Raw genomic sequence first — 21,404 nt, forward strand, 5'->3', positions numbered from 1 at the left:
TCTCACAACAGCCCGTCGCCGAGCACGCGTCCCGCGAGCCCGATCACGACGGGCACGATGCCCAGGCATACGAACGCCGGCAGGAAACACAGCCCGAGCGGGCCGCTGACCAGGACCCCGGCACGCTCGACGGCCGCAGCCGCCCGGTCCTCCGCCTGTTCGCGCTGCCGCTCCGCCACCTCGGCGACGATGCCCGACAGCGGGGCACCGGACCGCGCCGATCGCCGCGCCGCGCGGGCGAAGGCCTCCAGCGCCTCCGTCTCGGCGCCGGAGCCGTCCGAGGTCGCGGCCCCGAGACCGCTCCACGCGTCCGTCGGGGCGGCCCCGAGCTCGAGCCGGTCCGCGCCCCGACGCAGGGCCCGTGCGAGGGCCGGCGGCGCCGAGTCGGCGACCGCCCGGGCCGCCGTCGCCGTCGGCAGGCCGGCACGCAGGCAGGCGGCCATCAGGTCGAACGCGGCGGGCACGGCATGGGGGTCGTCCGGCGCACCGCCGGAGTCGGCCGCTCCGCCGGACGTCGCAGCCCCGGCGGCGAGGGCCTGCAACCGTCGCGCCTGCAGGTCCGGCAGGATCACGAGCGCCACGGCAAGGCACACCAGCGACGCCGTCACGATGCCACCCGCGTCGCGATCCGATCGGTCCACAGCAGCCCGGCGCACGCCAGCACGGTGCCCACCACCAGCAACACACCACCGAGACCGTCGCCGAGCAGCACCGTCACCGGCGCGGCCCCCATCATCTGCCCCAGCGCCACACCGAGCGCCGGAAGGGCCGCGAGCACCGTCGCCGTCGCGCGGGCCCCCGCCAGTCCCGCCTCGGTGCGCGAGCGCAGCCGCATGCGGCCGGACAGATCCGAGCGCGCGGCCGTGAGGAGTTGCGCCAGCGCCAGCCCGTGCCGGTCCGACACCTCCCAGGCCGCGGCGAGCCGCTCGAGCGACGCGGCGAGCCCCGACTGTCCCGGCGCGCGGGCCGCGGCGCGCAGGCCGTCGGCCGCGCTGCCGCCGAGCCGGACCCGCGCCGCCGCGACGCGGAAGGCGTCGGCAGTCGGCCCGGTCGTCTCCCGCGCCGCCGTCGCGCACGCCTCGGCCGGATGGGTGCCCACCTCGAGCTCGGCGACAACGGTTTCGAGCCCGGCGAGCAGGGTCCGCTGCTCGGCGTCGAGTGCGCGGTCCCGGCGCCGTCGCCGCAGCCGTCGCACGGCGGTGCCGGCGACGACCGCCGCCGCGACGGCGGGCGCGACGCCGAGCAGCAGCGCCGGGAGGACGCACAGCCCGACCGTCACCTCCTGCGGCGGCCGCCACGACCGTCCGGCGGCGACCGTCGTGCGCAGTGCCCGCAGCCGCGGCGTGGCGACCGCACCCGGCGCCACCAGCACGGCCGCGGCCAGGCACAGGGCCGCCGCGGTCACCGCGGTTCCCGTCGGCGGAAGAGCTCTTCGAGTCGGTCCATGCCGGCCTCCGTGCCGCGCTCGTGGGTCCACGCGGGCGCGACGACGACACCCGACACGGTGTCCCGCTGCACGACACCGATCTCCGTCAGCCGGCGGGTCCCGTCGGGGGTGCGGTGCACGTGCAGAACCACCTGCACCGCCGCGACGAGCTGGCTGTGCAGGGCGGCCCGGTCCAGGCCGCCGAGTGCGGCGAGCGCTTCGAGCCGCGCCGGCACCTCGTCCGGCGAGTTGGCGTGCACCGTGCCCGCGCCGCCGTCGTGACCGGTGTTCAGTGCCGTCAGAAGATCGACGACCTCGGCGCCGCGCACCTCGCCGACGACGATGCGGTCGGGCCGCATCCGCAGCGCCTGCCGCACGAGGTCGCGCACCGCGACCTCACCGACGCCTTCGACGTTGGCGGCCCGGGCGACGAGCCGCACGACGTGGGGATGTGCGGGAGCGAGCTCGGCGGCGTCCTCGACGCACACGATCCGCTCGCCCGGGTCCACCGTGCCGAGCAGTGCCGCGAGCAGGGTGGTCTTGCCTGCCCCGGTGCCCCCGACGACGAGGAAGGCGAGCCGGGCGGCGACGATCCGTCGCAGCAGCCGATAGGCGTGCGGATCGACGGCGCCGCGATCACGCAGCGCGTCGAGCCCCTGGGTGGCGGGCCGCAGCACGCGCAGCGACAGGCAGGTGCCGCCCTGCGCGACGGGTGCGAGGACGGCGTGCAGGCGCACCCCGAAATCGCCGTGCCCTGGCAGCCGGCCGTCGACCCACGGCTGCGCGTCGTCGAGGCGCCGTCCGGCGAACAGCGCGAGGCGCTGGGCGAGTCGCCGCACCGACGCCTCGTCGGGGAAGGCGACGGGAGCGAGCCGCAGCCCGGCGCCGCGGTCGACCCAGACCCGGTCCGGGGCGGTGACGAGGACGTCGGTGACGCCGGGCTCGGCGAGCAGCGCTTCGAGCGGGCCGGCGCCGGAGAGCTCGGTCTGCAGGTGCCGCAGGGCCGTGAGCAGGTCGAAGTCGCCGAGAACCCCGCCGGACTCCGCACGCAGCGCGGCGGCGACGCGGTCCGGCGTGGGTTCGCCGGCCTCGGTCGCGAGCCGTTCGCGGACCCGGTCGAGCAGCTCGGCGGTGAGGACGGCGCTCATGCCGCCCACCGCGAGCCCGGTTCGGGTCCGGTCAGCACGTCGAGGACGGACTCGGCGGCGTGGACGAGTGGAGAGCGCCGTCCGAGCCGCAGTCCGCCGCGTTCGAGCGCCGCGGCGAGCCCGGGCTGCGCGCGCATCGTGGTGATCAGCGGCAGCCCCACCACGTCGGCAACGTCCCGGCCGCGCAACCCGCCGGGGGCCGGGCCGCGCACGACGATGCCCTGATTGGTGTTCTGTTCGGCGACCCAGCCGGCGACCCGCCCCGCGGCGAGGGCGGCGCGGACGCGGGCGGGCACCACCAGCACGGTCAGGTCGGCGGCGGCCACCATCGCCTCGGCGGCGGGCCCGCGGCTGCGGGGCACGTCGCACACCACCAGGTCGCCGGAGCGGCGGACGGTGTCGAGCACGGCGGTGACCGCGGCGGGCGCCGGCTCTGCGGCGGACTCGCGATCTGCGGACAGCACGCCGAGTCCCGGCAGCCATTCGGGCACCGCATCGCGCAGGGTCCGGGCGGAGAGACGGCCACGATCGACGGTGAGACCGGGCCAGCGGACACCCGGCCGGTCCTCGATTCCGGTGAGGACGTCCAGTCCCCCGCCCAGGGGGTCGCCGTCGACGAGGAGGGCTCCCGCACTGCGCCGGAAGGCGGCGACCGTCCATGCCAGGGCGGCTGCGAACGTGGACGCGCCGGCGCCGCCGCAGCCGCCGAGGACAGCGACGACGTGGCCGCCGCCCGCGTCGGGCTCGGCGGCCGTGCCGAGCACGGTGAGCAGTTCGACCTCGTCGTCGGGCAGCCCCACCACGTGTTCGGCGCCGACCGCGGTGGCCGCCTGCCAATCGGGGAGGTCGGCGCCGCCGGCGGTGACCAGGACGATTCCGCCCCGCCGGGGGAGCTGCTGCGCGCATGCCAGGGCCGCGGTGCGGTCGATCACGACGAGTCCGGCGTCGAGCCAGGTTCTGCGCGACGGTGTCGTCACCGTCTCACCGACCGTGCGGTCGGAGGCGGCCGCCACGCGACGCAGGCTCGCCATCAGCGCGGGATCGTCGACGAGGGCCAGGACATCGGTCATGGCGCCCAGCTTGCGCGGTGGCTGGGCGCCCCGGAAGCAGCTGCCGGGGGAACCGGCGAATCTGTGGATGAACGCGCTGCCTGTGGATGAACGCGCCGGGCTCCGAAAGGTCCCGGAACAGAGGACGACCCTCGCCAGGGGGGGGAGGAGGCGAGGGTCGTCATGTTCAGCCCCGGGGGGTCGGGCTGAACACCCCCTGGACTATGTCCAGGTGTCGTCGATACTACGCCCCGACCCGATATTTGCAAGTTCAACCGTCGCGCATTTCACGCAGTGTGCAGGTTCGACCGTCGCGGGTTTTGCGCAGGTGGAGGGGCCGGACGACCGGCCGGAGCGCAGGGCGTACCGGGAAGGAGCAGTCACACCTATTGTGGTGCCGTGACCGACGCGACCGTGGCCCCGACCCAGTCCGGCCGAATCGCCGCCTTCTTCGACCTCGACAAGACCGTCATCGCGAAGTCCAGCGCACTCGCCTTCAGCAAGCCGTTCTTCGCCCAGGGACTCCTCAACCGGCGGGCGGTGCTGAAGAGCAGCTATGCCCAGTTCCTGTTCATGCTGTCCGGGGCCGACCACGATCAGGTGGAGCGCATGCGGGCCCACATCGCGGCGATGTGCACGGGCTGGGATGTCGAGCAGATCAAGTCGATCGTCGCCGAGACGCTGCACGATATCGTGGATCCTCTGGTCTTCGCCGAGGCCGCCGATCTCATCGCGGACCACAAGCTCCGCGGGCACGACGTGATCATCGTGTCCGCGTCCGGGGAGGAGGTGGTCACTCCCATCGCGGCGGCACTGGGGGCGACGCACAGCACCGCCAGCCGGATGCGGATCGAGGAGGGCCGCTACGCCGGAGAGCTAGAGTTCTACTGCTACGGCGAGGCCAAGGCGGAGGCGATACAGGCACTGGCGCTGCAGTACGGTTACGATCTCGCACGTTGCTACGCGTACTCCGACTCGTCGACGGACATTCCGATGCTGCGGGCCGTGGGCCATCCGCGCGCGGTGAACCCGGATCGGGTGCTGCGTCGAGAATCCCTCGAAAATGGTTGGCCGATACTTACTTTCACGCGTCCTGTGCCGCTCCTGCATCGTCTCACCGCGACGCCGCCGGCCGCCGTCGCCGCGACGGCCGCGATCACGGCGGGCGCGGTGGCGGCGGGCGCGGCGACGTACCTCGCGCTGCGCCGGCGGCACCGGCCGGGGTTCGCGGCGCGCGGGTGACGGTCCCGAAAATGGGACTTGCCCCCCTCGGAGACCGGGAGTAGAAAGGAGTTACGGAAGGACGGAAGGCCAAGAGCGAATCGGAAGAGAAGGTTCGATCTCCCGACCGGAATTCCCAGCACGGACACCGAGCACCCACGCGGAGCCGATGCCACTATAAGGGCAAAAGTGTTGTGGGCTTGCGAGATTCGGGTCTTCGAAGGCGAACACCCCGCACCCGTTGCGAGGACGAACCAGCGATATCCGAACCCTCGCCGAGGCCAGTGACACACAACCCATGCAGCACGCTTGGTAACTCGGCAGTCCGTGCCGGCGGGCGACGCCACCGAAGTCATTCGGCGACGTCGCCCGCTTACATGTGGTCACCTGCATGAAAATCGGTGACACGCTTGACGATTCACGCTCCGGATCATCCTCCGGCGAAGGCGTCCGCGATCGATGTCGCCTCGCGCGCGCCCGCTTCCAGCCCGCCGCAGCAGAAGACGATCCAACCCCCGACGCCCTCCGCGGTGCCCGACTCGAAGCCCGCGAGCCCGTCGCGGTAGACCTGGGCGCGACGCATCCAGCTCACCTCGGGAACACCGAGATTGTGCACGTCCAGCCCGCTCGCGACCGACACGAGGCGGGACGCCGCCCGGGCGATCACGCCGTCGGCGACACCGAACGGGCGCAGCACCGCCAGCTCGCCGTGCACCACCGCGGCCAGCACCGGCGCCGGCGCCCGGGTGCCTCCGGTCACCAACTGGGCGAGCGCGTCGAGCCGCTCCCCCACGCCCGGTTCCGTGCGAGGCCGGCCCAGCGCCTCCGACTCGTCGACGAGGTCGGCCGCCGCGAGCAGGTGCAGGCGCGCAAGGGCCTGCAGGGGCGCGCGCTGCCAGGTGGACACCATGACGGCCAGGCCGTCGCCGTCGAGCGCCTGCGCCACCCGCAGCGCACCGGCCAGGATCGGATCACCCGCCTCCCCCGGCGGCGGCAGCTCCATCGATCCGCCATCGAGCGCGGCGGAGGCCCGGGCCGCCCGAACCGACGCCTCGGCGGCGGTGTTCGGCCAGCCGCGCCGGTTGGTCCTGTGCCGGTGCACCTCGGCGAGGGCATCGCGCGCCCGGTCCGCGGCATCGCGCACTCCGGGCAGGTCGAGCAGGGGCTGCAAGGGGTCGGTCACGGCATCCGACGGTACCGGCTGTTGCCGACCACCCGCGCCCGCGGTTCCACTGGCCGCGGAGGCCGACCGCCCGTCGCGCGGGACCGACCGATTGTCGAAAGTGACCAGGTTGCAGCCGGATGCAACGGTGCGATGTCGGTCACAGGTGACTACCCTCACAGGTGCCCGAACTGTTTGGACCGACCGGAAAGAGGCCCCGCAACCATGACGAGCGCAGCGCAGGACCACGAACAGCAGGTGTACCCACCGAGCCCCGAGTTCGTCGCCACCGCCAACGCCGGTCCCGAGTTGCAGGCCGCCGCAGACGCCGACCGGCTCGGATTCTGGGCGACGCAGGCGCAGCGGCTGGACTGGGCCACCGAGTGGTCCGAGGTGCTGGACTGGTCCGACGCGCCGGTGGCGAAGTGGTTCGTCGGCGGGCAGCTCAACGTCGCCTACAACTGCGTCGACCGGCATGTCCTCGCCGGCAACGGGGACCGCGTCGCCATCCACTTCGAGGGCGAGCCCGGCGATTCGCGCGCGCTGACCTACAACGATCTGCTCGCCGAGGTGTGCAAGGCGGCGAACACCTTCACCGACCTGGGCCTGGTCGCCGGCGACCGGGTCGCGATCTACATGCCGATGATCCCCGAGGCGATCGTGGCGATGCTGGCTTGCGCCCGCCTCGGCCTGACCCACTCGGTGGTCTTCGCCGGGTTCTCCTCGCACGCGCTGCGCTCGCGCATCGACGACGCGCAGGCCAAACTCGTCGTCACCGTCGACGGGCAGTGGCGCCGCGGTCAGGCCGCCCCGCTCAAGCCGGCCGCCGACGAAGCTGTCGCCGATGCGGCGTCGGTGCAGCACGTGCTGGTGGTCAAGCGCACCGGCATCGACGTCGACTGGACCGAGGGACGCGATCTGTGGTGGCACGAGACGGTCGACAAGGCCTCCGCCGAGCACGAGGCGCAGCCGTTCGACGCCGAGCACCCGCTGTTCATCCTCTACACCTCGGGCACCACCGGTAAGCCCAAGGGCATCATCCACACCTCCGGGGGCTACCTGACGCAGGCCTCCTACACCCACCACTACGTGTTCGACCACAAGCCCGGCCGCGACGTGTACTGGTGCACCGCCGACATCGGCTGGGTCACCGGGCACAGCTACATCGTGTACGGGCCGCTGAGCAACGGCGCGACCCAGGTCGTCTACGAGGGCACCCCGAACTCGCCGAACGAGCACCGGCACTTCGAGATCATCGAAAAGTACGGGGTGAGCATCTACTACACCGCCCCGACCCTGATCCGCACCTTCATGAAGTGGGGCCGGGACATCCCCGACGCGCACGACCTGTCCTCGATCCGGCTGCTGGGCTCGGTCGGCGAGCCGATCAATCCCGAGGCGTGGCGCTGGTTCCGGGAGGTCATCGGCGCCGGCCAGGCCCCGATCGTCGACACCTGGTGGCAGACCGAGACCGGCGCGATCATGATCTCGCCGCTGCCGGGCATCACCGCCACCAAGCCGGGATCGGCGATGGCGCCGTTGCCCGGCATCTCCGCCAAGATCGTCGACGACAACGCCGTGCCGCTGGGGGCCGGCGGCAACGGCTACCTGGTGCTCGATCAGCCGTGGCCGTCGATGCTGCGCGGCATCTGGGGCGACATGGACCGCTACAAGGACACCTACTGGTCCCGGTACGCCGAGGAGGGCTGGTACTTCGCCGGCGACGGCGCCCGCTACGACGAGGACGGGGCCCTGTGGGTCCTCGGCCGCGTCGACGACGTCATGAACGTCTCCGGACACCGGATCTCGACCTCGGAGGTCGAATCCGCGCTCGTCGGGCACCCGGCCGTCGCCGAGGCCGCCGTCGTCGGTGCCGCCGACGAGACCACCGGCCAGGGCATCGTCGCGTTCGTCATCCTGCGCGAGGGCGTGACCAACACCGGCGATCAGCTCATCACCGAGCTGCGCAACCAGGTCTCCACCGAGATCTCCCCGATCGCCAAGCCCCGGCAGATCTCGATCGTGCCGGAACTGCCCAAGACCCGCTCCGGCAAGATCATGCGCCGCCTGCTGCGCGACGTCGCCGAGGGCCGCGAACTCGGCGACACCTCCACCCTGGTCGACCCGAAGGTCTTCGAGGCGATCCGCGCCCAGGGCAAGTAGGCAGCGGAGCGGCCGGTGCGTCCTTCGGGTTGTCGTAGCCGCCCGAAGGACGCACCGGCCCCGAAGCGGCCCTACACCTCCTCGAGGTGGCGGTCCTTGGTCTCGTGCATCACGAGCAGCGCGACGAAGGTCAGCGCGGCGGCCACCAGCAGGTACACACCCACCCAGCCGACGCCGTAGGTGGTGGCGAGCCACGTCGCGATGAACGGGGCGACGGCCGCGCCGAGGATGCTCGAGACGTTGTAGGCGATGCCCGAACCGGTGTAGCGCACGTTGGTCGGGAACAGTTCGGGCAGCACCGCGCTCATGGGGCCGAAGGTGAAGCCCATGAGGATCATGCCGATGATCAGGAACAGGAGCATGCGCGGTTCGCTCATGCCCTCCGGGGCGAGCAGGATCCCGAAGGTCAGGCCGAACGCCATGATGGTTCCGGTGATGACCAGCAGCGTGATGCGGCGGCCGTGGCGATCGGCGAGACGACCGGACACCGGGATCGCGGCCGCGAAGAACAGCACGGCGACGAGTTGGAGCACCAGGAAGTCCGAGTACTGGAAGCCGGCGCCGGTGCCGCCCTGGGCGGGGGTCTTGCCGGTGCCGTGGCTGAGCACCCAGGTCGTCATGATGTAGAAGAGGGTGTACGTCGCGAGCATCACGAACGTGCCGATGATCAGCTGACGCCAGCTCGTCCTGAACACCTCGGCCAGTGGCGTCTTGACCTTCTTGCCCTCGGCGACGGCCTGGGCGAACACCGGGGTCTCCTCCAGCTTGAGCCGCACGTAGAGGCCGATGATCACCATCACGGCGCTGAGCAGGAACGGGATCCGCCAGCCCCACGTCAGGAACGCGCTGCCCAGGTCGGGGTCGGCGTTGTCGTGGTTCAGGAACAGCGTGATGATCAGGAACAGGCCGTTGGCCAGGAAGAATCCGATCGGCGCGCCCAACTGGGGCCACATGGCGGCCCAGGCCCGCTTGCCCTTCTCGGCGGTCTCGGTGGCCAGCAGCGCCGCGCCGCTCCATTCGCCGCCGAGGCCGAGGCCCTGGCAGAAGCGCATCAGTGCGAGCAGTGCGGGGGCCAGCAGTCCCACCTGGTGGTACGTGGGCAGGATTCCGATGAGGAACGTCGCGATGCCCATCGTCAGCAGCGAGCCGACGAGGGTGGCCTTGCGGCCGATGCGGTCCCCGAAGTGGCCGAACAGGATCGAGCCGACCGGCCGGGCGACGAACGCGAGGCCGAACGTCGCGAGCGAGGCGAGCAGGGCGGTGGTGCCGTTGCCCTTCGGGAAGAACAGGTGCGGGAACACCGACACGGCGGCGGTCGCATAGATGTAGAAGTCGTAGAACTCGATCGAGGTGCCGACGGTGCTCGCGACGATGATGCGGCTGCGCGGTACTCCCGCGACCAGCGATCCGTCCCGGCCGGCGGTGTTGTCGAGGGAAGTGCTCACGAAACCAGCTCCAGAGAATCACATGATGGGAATCGATCCCAGTTGCTAGGAAAGTGAACACTTCCTTTCCCGAGCGAATCAAATCGGACATCGGTCGTTCGGGTCGGCGACGGCTACGATTCGTGCCGGGATACGCCGGGACGTCCGTTCGGCGGCGCTCCCCGCGTACCCCGAATTCGCGAATCGAAAGGCCTCCGTGAACCAGCCACTGCGCTCGGAACTCACCCGGTACCTGCGTACCGAGACCGTCGGTGGCGCGATCCTCCTGGTCGCCGCCGCCGTGGCCGTGCTGTGGGTCAATTCCCCGCTCGGACCCGCCTACGAGGCGCTGCGCGACTTCCCCCTCGGGCCGGAATCACTGCACCTGAACCTCACCGTCGGCACCTGGGCGCAGGACGGCCTGCTCGCCGTGTTCTTCTTCGTCGCCGGACTCGAGCTCAAACGCGAGCTGGTCGTCGGTGAACTGGCGGACCGTAAGAGAGCCCTGCTGCCGGTCATCGCCGCGTGCGGCGGCGTGCTGCTCCCGGCGCTCATCGCCGCCGCGGTCGGGTGGGGCAGCCCGGGCATGGACCGCGGCTGGGCGATCCCCGTCGCCACCGACATCGCTTTCGCACTCGGAGTCCTCGCCCTCACCGGTTCCCGCATCCCCACCGGCGCGCGCGTCTTCCTGCTCAGCCTCGCCGTCGTCGACGACCTCATCGGAATCGCATTGATCGCCGTCCTGTTCACCACGTCCATCGCGGCACTGTGGCTGCTCGGGACCGTCGCGTGCGCCGCCGCCTACTGGTACGCCCAGCACAAGCGGATCACGACCTCGTGGCTGTATGTCCCACTGGCGCTGCTCACCTGGTACGGCATGCACGAGGCCGGCATCCACGCCACCATCGCGGGCGTCGTACTGGGCCTGCTCACCCGCGTCCGCACCGACCCGGGCGAGCGGCAGGCACCGGCCGAACGGCTCGCCCACGACATCCAGCCCTGGTCCGCCGGCCTGTGTGTGCCCCTGTTCGCGCTGTTCGCCTCCGGCGTCCCCATCAACGGTGAGGTCCTCGGTGACGTGTTCACCAGCCCGGTGGGCCTGTCCGTCCTGCTGGGCCTGCTGATCGGCAAGACCGTCGGCATCTTCGGCGCGTCCTGGCTCGCGATCCGCGTGGGCGTGGCCACCAGGCCGACCGGGCTGGCGTGGCAGGACCTGCTGGCACTCGCCGTGCTCGGAGGCATCGGATTCACCGTGAGCCTGCTCATCGCCGACCTCTCGCTCGCCGGTATCGACGGCGGGGCGCCCGCGGAGATCGCGAAGGCGTCCGTCCTCGTCACGTCACTGATCGCCTCGGTGCTGGGATCGACGCTACTGTTACGGCGTGGGCGAGCCCACCGTAGTCAATACGAACCAACTGGAGGGGTCGACAATTGAGCGTGACGAACGGGAACCGGAAGCAGGGTGACGGGGTACCGACGAGCATCTCGTCCATTCCGCTGACCGAGGTGCGCGCCCGCACTCCTCAGGAAGCGAGCATCGGAGACCTGGTCCGCGATGCCACGGCACAGGTCTCGACGCTGTTCCGCGCCGAGGTCGAACTCGCCAAGGCCGAGGTCACCGGGGAGGTGAAGAAGGGCCTGCAGGGCAGCCTGTTCTTCATCCTGGCCTTCGCGGTCCTGGTGTTCAGCTCGTTCTTCTTCTTCTTCTTCCTCGCCGAACTGATCGACATCTGGACGCCCCGCTGGCTGGCGTTCCTGATCGTCTTCCTCATCATGGTCGTGGTCACGGCGATCTTCGCCCTGATCGGCTACCTGCGGGTGCGCAAGCTGCGCGCCCCGGAGAAGACCATCGACTCGCTCAGGCAGGCCCGTACCGTCCTGCCGCAGCAGCACGACGCGGAGCCGGCACCGGGCCCCCGGCACGCGCGCTGACCCTCCACATGCAGGGCACCGTGTCCCTCCCCGATCCGTCCACGGTCCGGTACCCCGGGCCGTGGACGCACCGCGACATCCACGCCAACGGCATCCGCCTGCACGCCGTCGAGGCCGGCCCGTCCGGCCCCGACGCGCCGCTGGCGCTGTTCCTGCACGGGTTCGCCGACCTGTGGTGGTCGTGGCGCCACCAGCTCACCGCCTTCGCGGACGCCGGATACCGCGCCGTCGCCGTGGACCTGCGCGGCTACGGTGACTCCGACAAGCCGCCGCGCGGCTACGACGGCTGGACCCTGTCGGGCGACGTCGCCGGCCTCATCCGCGCCCTCGGCTGCTCCGAGGCGACGCTGATCGGACACGCCGACGGAGGCCTGGTGTGCTGGGCGACGGCCGTGCTGCACCCGCGGCTCGTCCGGGCGATCGCCCTCGTGGACTCGCCGCACCCGATCTCGCTGCGGGACGCGGCGCTGCACGACCGCGCGCAGCGGTCGGCGCTGCTGCCCACGTTCCTCGCCTACCAGGTGCCGTGGCGGCCCGAACGCAAGCTCGTGCGCGACGACGGGTGGGAGATCGAACGACTGCTGCAGGCCCGTTCCGGCGCGCGGTGGCAGCAGTCGGACGAATTCCGGGAGGTCGCGGAGCGGATGCGGTCGGCCATCCGGATTCCCGGCACCGCGCACTGCACGCTCGAGTACCAGCGCTGGGCGTTCCGCAGCCAATGGCGGCCGGACGGACGCCGGTTCATGGCCGCGATGGACAAGACGCTGACCCTGCCGGTCCTGCAACTGCACGGCACGCTGGACCCGTACGTGGTGCCGGCGACCGTGCGCCGGTGCGTACGCCACGCTCCAGGCCGGAAACTGCTCATGATCGACGACGCCGGGCACTACGCCCACCAGGAATGCGCCGACGACGTGACCGCCGCGCTGCTCGACTTCGCCGCCGGACTGTAGGGACGCCCCGGCTCAGGCGATGCACGTACCCGTCGCCACCGCCGCGAAGGAATCGTCGGCCAGCTCCAGCTGACTGCTCACCTCCGCCGCGGTCAGCACGAACCCGGTATCGCTGTTGTCCACGGCCGCGCCGAACACGACGCCGAGCACCCGGCCCTGATCGTCGACGAGCGGCCCGCCGGAGTTGCCCTGACGAATCGAACCGCGGACGGTGTACACCTCCCGTTCGACGGTGCCGGAGCGGTAGATGTCCGGCCCCTGCAGGTCGAGTGTCTCCCGGATCCGTGCGGCGCTCGCCGTGTACGGGCCCCCGCCGGGATATCCGAGGACGAGGGCGTCCTGACCCGAATCGGCGGGCGCGGGCGCGAACGCGAGCGGCGCCACGTCGAGTCCCGGCACCGAGAGGATCGCGACGTCGACGGCGGGATCGAAGAGCACGACCTCGGCGTCGAGCGCCCCACCGAGCGTCTCCACCGACACCGCCGACGTGCCGGCGACGACGTGCGCGTTGGTCATGACGCGTTCGGGCGCGACGACGAACCCGGATCCCTCGAGCGCACGCTGGCAGCTCGGCGCGACGCCGTTGATGCGCAGCACACTCGGGTGCAGGTCGAGCGCGACGGGACTGGCGAGCACGCTCGGGTCCGGCGGCTCCACCTCGGTGATGGGCGTGCGGCCGAACGGCCCGATCACCTCCGGCAGGCCCGAGGTGTCGAGCAGCGCCGAGAACTCCTTGGGGACGCCGCGCAGCCAGTCCGGGGCCAGCACGTCGACCGTGGCCAGCACCCGGGAGCCGCGTACGGCGGCCGAGATCTCCGGTTGCGACGACGCGGTGAGCGGAATCGCGAGCAGCCACGCCGCGACCAGCACCGCCACGGCCTGCAGACCGGCCCCGACCACGCTGTCGACGCCCCGCGCGACGGGGCTGTGCATGTTGCTCCGTGCCGCCCGGCCGAGCACCATGCCCGCGACCTCGCCGATGATGACGAGCACGACGATGAGCGCAATCCCGGCGAGGATCCGCATCCGTCCCTCCTCGACGTGCACGAGCACGTGCGGGGCGATGAGGATGCCGGCGACCGCGCCGAGCACCACGCCGAGGAACGCCAGCGCAGACGCCACCGCACCCTGTCGCAGGCCCGACGACGCGGCCACGAGCACGACCAGCAGGATGAGCACGTCGATCCATCCGGACGGTGTCACGGTTCGACCACCCCTGTCTCGAGCTCGGCGAGCGTGACCTCGAAGTCACGGATGTCGGTGTGGTCCCACTCGATCTCCCAGCCCGACACCGCGAACAGGCCCGCCAGGATCCCCGCCGTGAACCCCCACACGAGCATGTCGTCCACGAGGAAAGCCGGTCCCTGGTAGCCGCGCTCGTGCCGGATCTGGAAGCGGTTGTCCGGATCGAGCAGGTCGTGCAGAGAGACCCGCACCACCCGGACGGCCTCGCGGGGATCGACCACCCCGATGGGGGTGGGCTTCTCCCAGAAGGCGACCACCGGGGTGACGTCGAACCCCGACGGTGGGATGAAGATCTCGGGCAGCACCGTCAGCGGACGGACGCCGGCGGGGTCGAGGCCCGTCTCCTCCTGCGCCTCGCGCAGCGCGGTCGCGATCGGGCCGTCGTCCTCCGGGTCGGCGGCGCCACCCGGGAAGGCGACCTGCCCGCTGTGCTGACGCATCGTCGGCGCCCGCTGGGTGAGCAGGACATCCGCGTCGGCGGGCAGACCGCCCCGCGCGAGGGGATCGGGTTCGGACGAGCCACCGAACAGCACGAGCACGGCCGCCGGACGGACGGTGAACCCGTTCGGTGCGCGGCGGTCGAGCACCGGGTTGACCTGGTGCGGATCGCTCGGCGCCACGGTGGACACGCGGCGCAGCCAGTACGGCGTCATACCTTCACCCCCAGGTGGTTCTCCACGGCTGCGGCGACGTCGTCGGCGCTGCGGAACGGCTGAGGCAGCACCTTCGCGACGGAACCGTCGGGCCGGATCAGCACCGTCACCGGCAGCACGGGTGGCGACTGCACCGCTGCCTGCACGCGCGCGGACCCGTCCTGCACCCCCGGCAGCCGTACGGCGTACTCGGCGAGCCGGGACAGGGCGTTGGCCTCGTTGGGGTCGGTGTGGACGGTGACGACCGCAACCGCGTCACCGGCACGCTGCGCGTACTCCTGCAGGTAGGGCAGTTCCTCGGCGCACGGCCCGCACCACCAGGCCCACAGGTTCACCAGCGCGGGCCGGCCCGCGAGCGCGGCGGCCAGATCGACGCTGCTGCCGTCGCCGAGGCACTCGAACCGCAACCCCGCGAGGGGCCCGGCCCCGTTCCCGGCCGGGGCCGGGCAGGGCTCGAGCGCCGCCGCGGCACGCAGCGGCGCGAGGGATTCGGGGGTGTCCTGGGCGCGGCGGTCCACCGGCGCCGCGGTCGGGCGACCACCGTCGGCGGCCGGCGCCGGGTCGTCGGCGTCGCGGGGCCAGATCGCGACGATCAGGGCCACCACGACGACGAGGGCCACCAGGCTCCAGCGGCCTGCGCGGGTCAGTTGCACCGGGTCACCGTCCGGCCAGTTCGAGCAGGTGCTCGGTCTCCGGTCCCTTCACCAGCGCGGCGGCGGTCACGGGGTCGGTGGGTCCGATGCCGTAGGACGGGCAGTCCTTGGCCAGCACGCAGATGCCGCAGGCGGGTTTGCGGGCGTGGCAGACGCGCCGGCCGTGGAAGATCACCCGGTGCGAGAGCAGGGTCCATTCCTTGCGGTCGACGAGCGCGCCGACGGCGTGTTCGATCTTGACGGGGTCGGTTTCCTCGGTCCACTTCCAGCGGTGCACGAGACGCTGGAAGTGGGTGTCGACGGTGATGCCGGGGATGTCGAACGCGTTGCCGAGGACCACGTTGGCGGTCTTGCGGCCGAATCCGGGAAGTGTGACGAGATCCTCGAGGCGGCCCGGTACCTCGCCGTCGAACCGCTCGAGCAGGGCCTGTCCGAGGCCGATCAGGGAGTTGGCCTTGTTGCGGTAGAAACCGGTGGGCCGGATGTACTCCTCGAGCTCGGCCCGGTCGGCCTCCGCGTAGGCGCGGGCGTCCGGGTAGCGGGCGAACAGAGCCGGGGTGACCTGGTTGACCCGCACGTCGGTGCACTGCGCGGACAGGATCGTGGCGACCGCCAGCTCGAGCGGCGTGGTGAAGTCGAGTTCGCAGTACACGTGAGGGAACGCCTCGGCGAGCCGCCGGTTCATGCGGCGGGCCCGCCGCACCAGGGCGAGCCTGCTCTCGGGTTTCCGCTCGCCTCCGGACACGCGTCGTCGGCGCACGTCGGGACTCTCGGACGGGGTCGCATGCACCTGCTCCACTGTACGTACCCGGCCGGTCGCGGATTCGGCGCTGTGTCGCTTCTGAGACCTTTCTTGTGTTTACTTCCCGGTATGCAAGCTCTTGCTGTCGTACTCTTCCCCGTGCTGCTCATGCTGTTCGCATTGGCGATGGAGCGGGTCGAGTCCCGGCTGAGCCGTCTGTCCGTTCGCCAGCAGGAGGTCGAGGAGTTCCTCGACAAGGCGAGCCACGACGACGTCGCCACCCTGGCCAGGGAGGGATTCCCCCACGCTCTCGCCCGGTTCCACCGCCGTCGGCGGCGGGTCCTCGTCATGGAGCTCGACGATGCGGAGTCCGACATGGGAGCGCGCCGCGCGAGCTGATTTCGGGACGCATCGGTAGGATGCGTGGGCGTTGCTGCAGGAACGGCACGGCAGCTGTCGTGGTGTCAATCACTCATGCCGAGTGCGCGCACAGTAGACTTCGTTTCCGTACGCGTTGCAGGTGGCCTGTCCGGGCGCCCGTGGACGTCGTGCAGACCCGGCAGCATGACGACGAGAATATTCCCCAAAGGAGCGCACGTGGACGACGTCCTGGCCAGAGCAGGCATCTTCCAAGGAGTCGAACCCTCGGCGGTTGCGGCGCTGGTCAAAGAGCTTCAGCCGGTCGATTTCCCCCGCGGACATGTCATCTTCAACGAGGGTGAGCCGGGCGACCGCCTGTACATCATCGTCTCCGGCAAGGTGAAGCTCGGCCGCCGCTCGCCGGACGGCCGCGAGAACCTGCTGACCATCATGGGCCCGTCCGACATGTTCGGTGAGCTGTCGATCTTCGACCCGGGCCCGCGTACCTCCACCGCCACGACCGTGACCGAGGTCCGCGCCGTGAGCATGGACCGCGACGCCCTCAAGGCCTGGATCGACCAGCGCCCGGAGATCGCGGAGCAGCTGTTGCGCGTGCTCGCGCGCCGTCTGCGCCGCACCAACAACAACCTGGCCGACCTGATCTTCACCGACGTGCCCGGTCGCGTCGCGAAGGCTCTGCTGCAGCTCGCGCAGCGGTTCGGCACCCAGGAGGCGGGCGCGCTGCGCGTCACGCACGACCTGACCCAGGAGGAGATCGCACAGCTCGTCGGCGCCTCCCGCGAAACCGTGAACAAGGCGCTCGCCGACTTCGCCCACCGCGGCTGGCTGCGGCTCGAGGGCAAGAGCGTGCTCATCTCCGACTCGGAGCGCCTCGCCCGCCGCGCGCGGTAACACCCGTTCCACGAATCGAGGCCGGTGCATCGTCGATGCACCGGCCTCGATCGTTCGGGAGGTCAGGCGAAGCTGCGCAGGTACTCGAGCTGGACGTTGACCGACTTCTCCGCGACCGGCCACAGCGACGGGTCCACGTCGGCATACACGTGCTCGACGACGGACCGCGGCGTGGCGTCGTCCCCCAGCACCCGCAGCGCGGCCCGCACCTGGTCGAGCCGCTCCTCCCGATGGTCGAGGTAGCCGCGGGCGATGGTCTCCAGATCGGGCAGGTCCGGTCCGTGCCCGGGCAGAACGGTGTAGCCGGCGCCGAGGTCGATCAGCCGGCGCAGCGACCCGAGGTAGTCCCCGAGGTCGCCGTCGGAGTCGTCGAGGACGGTGGTGCCCCGACCGAGGATGGTGTCGGCGGTGAGCACGCTGCGGTCGTCCTCGACGACGAAGGACAGCGAGTCCGCCGTGTGACCCGGCGTGGCGAGTACCCGGATACGCAGTCCGGCCGCCTCGATCACCTCGCCGTCGGCCAGGCCCGCTCCCCCGCCGTGCCGGTGCCGGGCGTCCACGGCCCGCACCGCGCTGCCGGTGAGTTCGGCGAACCGTCCGGCGCCGTCGGTGTGGTCGCCGTGCCGGTGGCTGACCAGGGTCAGCGCCACGGGCACCCGGGCGACGCGCGCGAGGTGCGCCTCGTCGAGCGGGCCCGGATCGACCACGACGCACTCGTCGCTGCCGGGCGCCCGCAGGATCCAGGTGTTGGTGCCGTCGAGCGTCATCATCGACGGGTTCTCCGCCAGCACCACCGCGGCATTGGCGGTGACCTGTCGCAACTGCGCGTACGCGGGGTGAACCAGCGTCATGATCCGGCCTCCTCCGTCGGAAGGTGTGGGGTGCGTCCCACTCTAGATCCGGCTCACCCCGCGCCCGTCAGCGCACCTCGGCGATGATCTCGACCTCGACGGGAGCGCCGAGCGGCAGTTCGGCCACGCCGACGGCGGAGCGGGCGTGCACGCCCGCCTCCCCGAACACCTCACCGAGGAGCTCGGACGCGCCGTTGATCACACCCGGCTGGCCGGTGAAGCCCTCCGCCGAGGCGACGAAGCCCACGACCTTCACGATGCGGACGAGGTTGTCGATGCCGACGAGGCCGTCCAGCGCGGCCAGCGCGTTGAGCGCGGCGATACGCGCCGCGGACTTGGCGGCCTCGGCCGAGACGTCGGCGCCCACCTTGCCGACGAGACCGAGTGTGCCGTCGACGAACGGCAGCTGCCCCGAGGTGTAGACGTGGTCACCGGTGCGGACGGCGGGAACGTAGGCGGCGACGGGTGCCGCCACCGGCGGCAGGCTCAGACCCAGTTCGGCGAGCCGCGCCGTCCAGGTCCGCCCCGCGGAATCCTCTGCTGCCACGCGGCTCAGCCCTTCGGGCGCTTGAGGTAGGCGACGTGCTGCTCGCCGGTGGGTCCCGGGAGCACCGACACGAGTTCCCAGCCGTCGGCTCCCCACGTGTCCAGGATCTGCTTCGTGGCATGGGTCAGCAGGGGCACCGTCGCGTACTCCCACGTTGTCAATTCGCTCATGTCTCGACCCTATATGCGCACCGGACTTATAGGCTCGACGTCGTGGCATCAACGACTGCTGAACACGACGTCTGGCCGGCGACGGCCGCGCAGGCGCGGCTGCACTTCGTCTCGGGCAAGGGCGGTACCGGTAAGTCGACCGTCGCGGGGGCGCTGGCCCTGGCCCTGGCGGCGGGCGGCCGCAAGGTGCTGCTCGTAGAGGTCGAGGGACGGCAGGGCATCGCGCAGCTGTTCGACGTGCCGCCGCTTCCGCCGGTCGAGACCAAGATCGCCACGACGGACAGCGGCGGCGCCGTGTATGCCCTCGCCATCGACATCGAGACGGCCTTCCTCGAGTACCTGGACATGTTCTACAACCTCGGGTTCGCGGGACGGGCGATGCGCCGGATCGGTGCGATCGAGTTCGCGACCACGCTGGCGCCGGGCCTGCGGGACGTGATCCTCACCGGCAAGATCAAGGAGACCGTGGTGCGTACCGACCGCACCGGCGAACCCGTGTACGACGTGGTCGTGGTGGACTCCCCGCCGACGGGACGCATCGGCAGCTTCCTCGACGTGACCAAGGCGATGGCCGACCTTGCCAAGTCGGGTCCGATCCGGTCGCAGAGCGAGGGTGTGGTGCGGCTGCTGCACTCCGACGAGACGATGGTCCACCTGGTCACGCTGCTCGAGGCGCTGCCGGTCCAGGAGACCGCCGACGCGGTGGCCGAGCTGCTCGCGGCGGACCTGCGGCTGGGCACGGTGATCGTCAACCGCACCGCCCCCGACTTCCTGCCCGAGGAGATGGTCGACGAGGCCGCCGCCGGCCGGATCGACGCGGAGGCGGTACGCGAGGGGCTCGACCGCGCCGGGGTCGCCCTCGGCGACGAGGACTTCGCGGGTCTGCTGACCGAGACGATCGAGTACGCATCCACCCTGCAGGCGCAGCAGGTCAGCGCCGCCCAACTCGACGAGGTGAACGTGGCACGAATGCACCTGCCCGCGCTGGCGGACGGCGTGGATCTCGGCGGGCTGTACGAACTCGCCGAGCAGCTCGGCGAACAGGGCGTGCGGTGACCGCGCCGCGGGCGCACCACGCGCCCCCACTCGACGTCCGATCCATCCTCGCCGACCCCTCGTCGCGCATCATCGTGTGCACCGGCGCGGGCGGGGTCGGCAAGACGACGACCGCGGCGGCGCTGGCCCTGCGTGCGGCCGAGCAGGGCCGCAACGTCGTGGTGCTGACGATCGATCCGGCTCGGCGGCTGGCACAGGCGCTGGGCGTGCAGGCCCTCGACAACAGCCCGCAACTCGTGCAGCTGGGGCCGGACGCGAAGGGCGAGCTGCACGCGATGATGCTGAACATGCGCCGCACCTTCGACGACATGGTGCTCGAGCACTCGGCACCGGAGAAGGCGCAGCAGATCCTCGACAACCCCTTCTACCAGACGGTGGCCTCGTCGTTCTCCGGCACGCAGGAGTACATGGCGATGGAGAAGCTCGGGCAGCTCGCGGCGAGCGACACGTGGGATCTGATCGTGGTCGACACCCCGCCGTCGCGGAACGCGCTGGACTTCCTCGATGCACCGCAGCGGCTCGGGGCGTTCCTGGACGGCCGGATGATCCGGTTGTTCACCGCGCCGGGCCGCGGGCTCGGGCGGCTGGTCACGGGCGCGATGGGCCTGGCCCTGAAGGCGGTCTCCACGATCGTCGGCAGCCAGATGCTCTCGGATGCCTCGGCTTTCGTGCAGTCACTCGATTCGATGTTCGGCGGGTTCCGGGAGCGGGCCAACCGCACGTACCAGTTGCTGCAGCAGCCGGGCACCCACTTCATGGTGGTGGCCGCGGCCGAACCGGATGCGCTGCGCGAGGCGTCGTTCTTCGTCGAGCGGCTCTCCGAGGACCGCATGCCGCTCGCGGGTCTGATCCTCAACCGCACGCATCCCACGCTGTGCCCGCTGCCGGCCGACCACGCCCTGACCGCGGCGGATCTGCTCGAGGAGCAGGGACGGAAGGAGACCGCGCCGGCCGAGGCCGTGCTCCGGGTCCATGCCCACCGGGCGGTGACGGCGAAGCGGGAGCTGCGGCTGCTGGCCCGGTTCACGAGTGCGCACCCGCGGGTTCCGGTCGTCGGCGTGCCGTCGCTGCCGTTCGAGGTCTCGGACCTCGACGGGCTGCGCGCCGTCGCGGATCAGATGACCCGCGAGGCGTAACCTCGCGGGTCTCGGGGGTGCGCGGTCAGACGGCGTTCTGGTGCTGACGCTGCGCTTCGAAGAAGTCGGCCCAGGAGTCGACTTCGGGGTGCTGCTTGAGCAGCGCCCGGCGCTGACGTTCGGTCATTCCGCCCCACACGCCGAATTCGACGCGGTTGTCGAGGGCGTCGGCGCCGCACTGCAGCATCACCGGGCAGTGCCGGCAGATTACTGCGGCCTTGCGCTGGGCGGCGCCGCGGACGAACAACTGATCGGGGTCCACTTCACGGCATCGGGCTTTCGATACCCATGCGATGCGTGCTTCTGCTTGGTCTACGTCGAGCCGGGCCATCGGGGTGGTCATGTGCATTCAGTTGCCCCTTACTCTCCGAACGCCGTGTCACGGGGTCCTGGAAGGCGCGCAGAAGCGGCGGCGTAGCACGGCGGATCTGCACCACATTCCTATTCAGGTGTTATCTGCATCACACTGAGGACTCAATCTAGGTAAAGACTTCCCCGGATGCAAGGTGGAGAAACACTTTTCTGGTACGCCCGTGCATCACTGCACGTCGGAGGGCTTTTGCCAGCGCAACGCGCACACGGGAACGCGTGCGCCGGGGTC

At 71.2% G+C, this 21,404-nt stretch carries 23 protein-coding genes; 9 read left to right on the plus strand and 14 right to left on the minus strand.

Annotation, left to right across the window (positions count from 1 at the left end; translation table 11 throughout):
* Positions 1–2: 2 nt before the first annotated feature.
* Genes JYA75_RS01280 through ssd form a run of 4 tightly spaced genes read right to left on the minus strand, consistent with a single transcriptional unit; the run spans position 3 to position 3,644 of the window.
* Complete coding sequence (locus JYA75_RS01280; protein ID WP_029547221.1) at positions 3–641, minus strand: type II secretion system F family protein; 639 nt, start codon at positions 639–641, stop codon at positions 3–5.
* Positions 605–1,405 (minus strand): type II secretion system F family protein, encoded by an 801-nt coding sequence (locus JYA75_RS01285; protein ID WP_006941346.1) that lies wholly within the window; start codon positions 1,403–1,405, stop codon positions 605–607. The genes JYA75_RS01280 and JYA75_RS01285 overlap by 37 nt, the downstream gene beginning before the upstream one ends.
* Positions 1,402–2,574: a TadA family conjugal transfer-associated ATPase gene (locus tag JYA75_RS01290; RefSeq protein WP_050036261.1), complete on the minus strand. Its 1,173-nt coding sequence runs from the start codon at positions 2,572–2,574 to the stop codon at positions 1,402–1,404. Before JYA75_RS01290 ends, JYA75_RS01285 begins: the two co-directional genes overlap by 4 nt.
* The gene (gene ssd, locus JYA75_RS01295) at positions 2,571–3,644 is read right to left on the minus strand and encodes a septum site-determining protein Ssd (RefSeq protein ID WP_006941338.1); all 1,074 of its coding nucleotides are present in this window, start codon (positions 3,642–3,644) and stop codon (positions 2,571–2,573) included. The genes JYA75_RS01290 and ssd overlap by 4 nt, the downstream gene beginning before the upstream one ends.
* 378 nt (positions 3,645–4,022) lie before the next feature.
* Between ssd and JYA75_RS01300 the strand changes: the two genes are divergently transcribed.
* The gene (locus JYA75_RS01300; RefSeq protein WP_006941337.1) at positions 4,023–4,865 is read left to right on the plus strand and encodes an HAD-IB family hydrolase; all 843 of its coding nucleotides are present in this window, start codon (positions 4,023–4,025) and stop codon (positions 4,863–4,865) included.
* Positions 4,866–5,274: 409 nt separating this feature from the next.
* Here JYA75_RS01300 and JYA75_RS01305 read toward each other — a convergent pair whose 3' ends face one another.
* A complete protein-coding gene (locus JYA75_RS01305; RefSeq protein WP_185713948.1) occupies positions 5,275–6,027 on the minus strand; it encodes an oxidoreductase in 753 nt (250 codons plus the stop codon).
* 204 nt (positions 6,028–6,231) lie between these two features.
* On the opposite strand from JYA75_RS01305, the gene acs reads away from it, so the two are divergent.
* Complete coding sequence (acs, locus tag JYA75_RS01310) at positions 6,232–8,169, plus strand: acetate--CoA ligase (RefSeq protein ID WP_029547218.1); 1,938 nt, start codon at positions 6,232–6,234, stop codon at positions 8,167–8,169.
* Between the two features lie 71 nt (positions 8,170–8,240).
* Here the strand turns inward: acs and JYA75_RS01315 are convergent, their stop codons facing one another.
* Complete coding sequence (locus tag JYA75_RS01315) at positions 8,241–9,614, minus strand: MFS transporter (RefSeq protein ID WP_161996310.1); 1,374 nt, start codon at positions 9,612–9,614, stop codon at positions 8,241–8,243.
* Positions 9,615–9,810: 196 nt separating this feature from the next.
* Between JYA75_RS01315 and nhaA the strand changes: the two genes are divergently transcribed.
* Genes nhaA through JYA75_RS01330 form a run of 3 tightly spaced genes read left to right on the plus strand, consistent with a single transcriptional unit; the run spans position 9,811 to position 12,478 of the window.
* Positions 9,811–11,028: a Na+/H+ antiporter NhaA gene (gene nhaA, locus JYA75_RS01320; RefSeq protein WP_029547217.1), complete on the plus strand. Its 1,218-nt coding sequence runs from the start codon at positions 9,811–9,813 to the stop codon at positions 11,026–11,028.
* Positions 11,025–11,525, plus strand: coding sequence for a phage holin family protein (locus JYA75_RS01325; RefSeq protein ID WP_006945547.1), 501 nt, complete (start codon positions 11,025–11,027; stop codon positions 11,523–11,525). Before nhaA ends, JYA75_RS01325 begins: the two co-directional genes overlap by 4 nt.
* Positions 11,526–11,533: 8 nt before the next feature.
* Positions 11,534–12,478, plus strand: coding sequence for an alpha/beta hydrolase (locus JYA75_RS01330; RefSeq protein WP_203329609.1), 945 nt, complete (start codon positions 11,534–11,536; stop codon positions 12,476–12,478).
* A 12-nt stretch (positions 12,479–12,490) separates the two neighbouring features.
* Here JYA75_RS01330 and JYA75_RS01335 read toward each other — a convergent pair whose 3' ends face one another.
* Genes JYA75_RS01335 through nth form a run of 4 tightly spaced genes read right to left on the minus strand, consistent with a single transcriptional unit; the run spans position 12,491 to position 15,828 of the window.
* Positions 12,491–13,681, minus strand: coding sequence for a MarP family serine protease (locus JYA75_RS01335; RefSeq protein WP_006945555.1), 1,191 nt, complete (start codon positions 13,679–13,681; stop codon positions 12,491–12,493).
* Positions 13,678–14,376: a CoA pyrophosphatase gene (locus JYA75_RS01340; protein ID WP_006945556.1), complete on the minus strand. Its 699-nt coding sequence runs from the start codon at positions 14,374–14,376 to the stop codon at positions 13,678–13,680. Before JYA75_RS01340 ends, JYA75_RS01335 begins: the two co-directional genes overlap by 4 nt.
* Positions 14,373–15,029 carry a TlpA disulfide reductase family protein gene (locus JYA75_RS01345; protein WP_043796633.1) on the minus strand — a complete coding sequence of 219 codons (657 nt, stop codon included), beginning with the start codon at positions 15,027–15,029 and terminating at the stop codon, positions 14,373–14,375. The genes JYA75_RS01340 and JYA75_RS01345 overlap by 4 nt, the downstream gene beginning before the upstream one ends.
* 4 nt (positions 15,030–15,033) lie before the next feature.
* The gene (nth, locus tag JYA75_RS01350) at positions 15,034–15,828 is read right to left on the minus strand and encodes an endonuclease III (protein ID WP_203329610.1); all 795 of its coding nucleotides are present in this window, start codon (positions 15,826–15,828) and stop codon (positions 15,034–15,036) included.
* Positions 15,829–15,900: 72 nt separating this feature from the next.
* Here nth and JYA75_RS01355 point away from each other — a divergent pair, with 72 nt between their 5' ends.
* Complete coding sequence (locus tag JYA75_RS01355) at positions 15,901–16,170, plus strand: hypothetical protein (RefSeq protein WP_029547213.1); 270 nt, start codon at positions 15,901–15,903, stop codon at positions 16,168–16,170.
* A 198-nt stretch (positions 16,171–16,368) separates the two neighbouring features.
* A complete protein-coding gene (locus JYA75_RS01360) occupies positions 16,369–17,043 on the plus strand; it encodes a Crp/Fnr family transcriptional regulator (protein ID WP_003935274.1) in 675 nt (224 codons plus the stop codon).
* 62 nt (positions 17,044–17,105) lie between these two features.
* On the opposite strand, the gene JYA75_RS01365 is transcribed toward JYA75_RS01360, so the two are convergent.
* The 3 genes from JYA75_RS01365 to JYA75_RS01375 form a co-directional block, all read right to left on the minus strand.
* A complete protein-coding gene (locus JYA75_RS01365) occupies positions 17,106–17,894 on the minus strand; it encodes an MBL fold metallo-hydrolase (RefSeq protein WP_072634178.1) in 789 nt (262 codons plus the stop codon).
* Between the two features lie 67 nt (positions 17,895–17,961).
* Positions 17,962–18,441: a RidA family protein gene (locus JYA75_RS01370; RefSeq protein ID WP_006945565.1), complete on the minus strand. Its 480-nt coding sequence runs from the start codon at positions 18,439–18,441 to the stop codon at positions 17,962–17,964.
* A gap of 5 nt (positions 18,442–18,446) precedes the next feature.
* Positions 18,447–18,611 (minus strand): DUF4177 domain-containing protein, encoded by a 165-nt coding sequence (locus tag JYA75_RS01375; protein ID WP_006945567.1) that lies wholly within the window; start codon positions 18,609–18,611, stop codon positions 18,447–18,449.
* A gap of 42 nt (positions 18,612–18,653) precedes the next feature.
* On the opposite strand from JYA75_RS01375, the gene JYA75_RS01380 reads away from it, so the two are divergent.
* Together JYA75_RS01380 and JYA75_RS01385 are read left to right on the plus strand one after the other, a co-directional pair.
* Positions 18,654–19,667 (plus strand): ArsA-related P-loop ATPase, encoded by a 1,014-nt coding sequence (locus tag JYA75_RS01380; protein WP_006945568.1) that lies wholly within the window; start codon positions 18,654–18,656, stop codon positions 19,665–19,667.
* On the plus strand, positions 19,664–20,803 hold the full coding sequence (locus JYA75_RS01385; protein WP_006945569.1) for an ArsA family ATPase: 1,140 nt from the start codon (positions 19,664–19,666) through the stop codon (positions 20,801–20,803). Before JYA75_RS01380 ends, JYA75_RS01385 begins: the two co-directional genes overlap by 4 nt.
* A 25-nt stretch (positions 20,804–20,828) precedes the next feature.
* On the opposite strand, the gene JYA75_RS01390 is transcribed toward JYA75_RS01385, so the two are convergent.
* Positions 20,829–21,152 (minus strand): WhiB family transcriptional regulator, encoded by a 324-nt coding sequence (locus tag JYA75_RS01390; protein WP_026137870.1) that lies wholly within the window; start codon positions 21,150–21,152, stop codon positions 20,829–20,831.
* Positions 21,153–21,404 lie beyond the last annotated feature (252 nt).

The organism is Rhodococcus sp. PSBB066 (assembly GCF_017068255.1).
Classification (GTDB): Bacteria; Actinomycetota; Actinomycetes; order Mycobacteriales; family Mycobacteriaceae; genus Rhodococcus; species Rhodococcus aetherivorans.

Coding starts and splice junctions, on each gene's coding strand:
- JYA75_RS01290 (WP_050036261.1), bottom strand. CDS start 2,574: ATGAGCGCCGTCCTCACCGCCGAGCTGCTCGACCGGGTCCGCGAACGG.
- ssd (WP_006941338.1), bottom strand. CDS start 3,644: ATGACCGATGTCCTGGCCCTCGTCGACGATCCCGCGCTGATGGCGAGC.
- acs (WP_029547218.1), top strand. CDS start 6,232: ATGACGAGCGCAGCGCAGGACCACGAACAGCAGGTGTACCCACCGAGC.
- JYA75_RS01330 (WP_203329609.1), top strand. CDS start 11,534: ATGCAGGGCACCGTGTCCCTCCCCGATCCGTCCACGGTCCGGTACCCC.
- JYA75_RS01340 (WP_006945556.1), bottom strand. CDS start 14,376: ATGACGCCGTACTGGCTGCGCCGCGTGTCCACCGTGGCGCCGAGCGAT.
- JYA75_RS01355 (WP_029547213.1), top strand. CDS start 15,901: ATGCAAGCTCTTGCTGTCGTACTCTTCCCCGTGCTGCTCATGCTGTTC.
- JYA75_RS01365 (WP_072634178.1), bottom strand. CDS start 17,894: ATGACGCTGGTTCACCCCGCGTACGCGCAGTTGCGACAGGTCACCGCC.
- JYA75_RS01375 (WP_006945567.1), bottom strand. CDS start 18,611: ATGAGCGAATTGACAACGTGGGAGTACGCGACGGTGCCCCTGCTGACC.
- JYA75_RS01390 (WP_026137870.1), bottom strand. CDS start 21,152: ATGCACATGACCACCCCGATGGCCCGGCTCGACGTAGACCAAGCAGAA.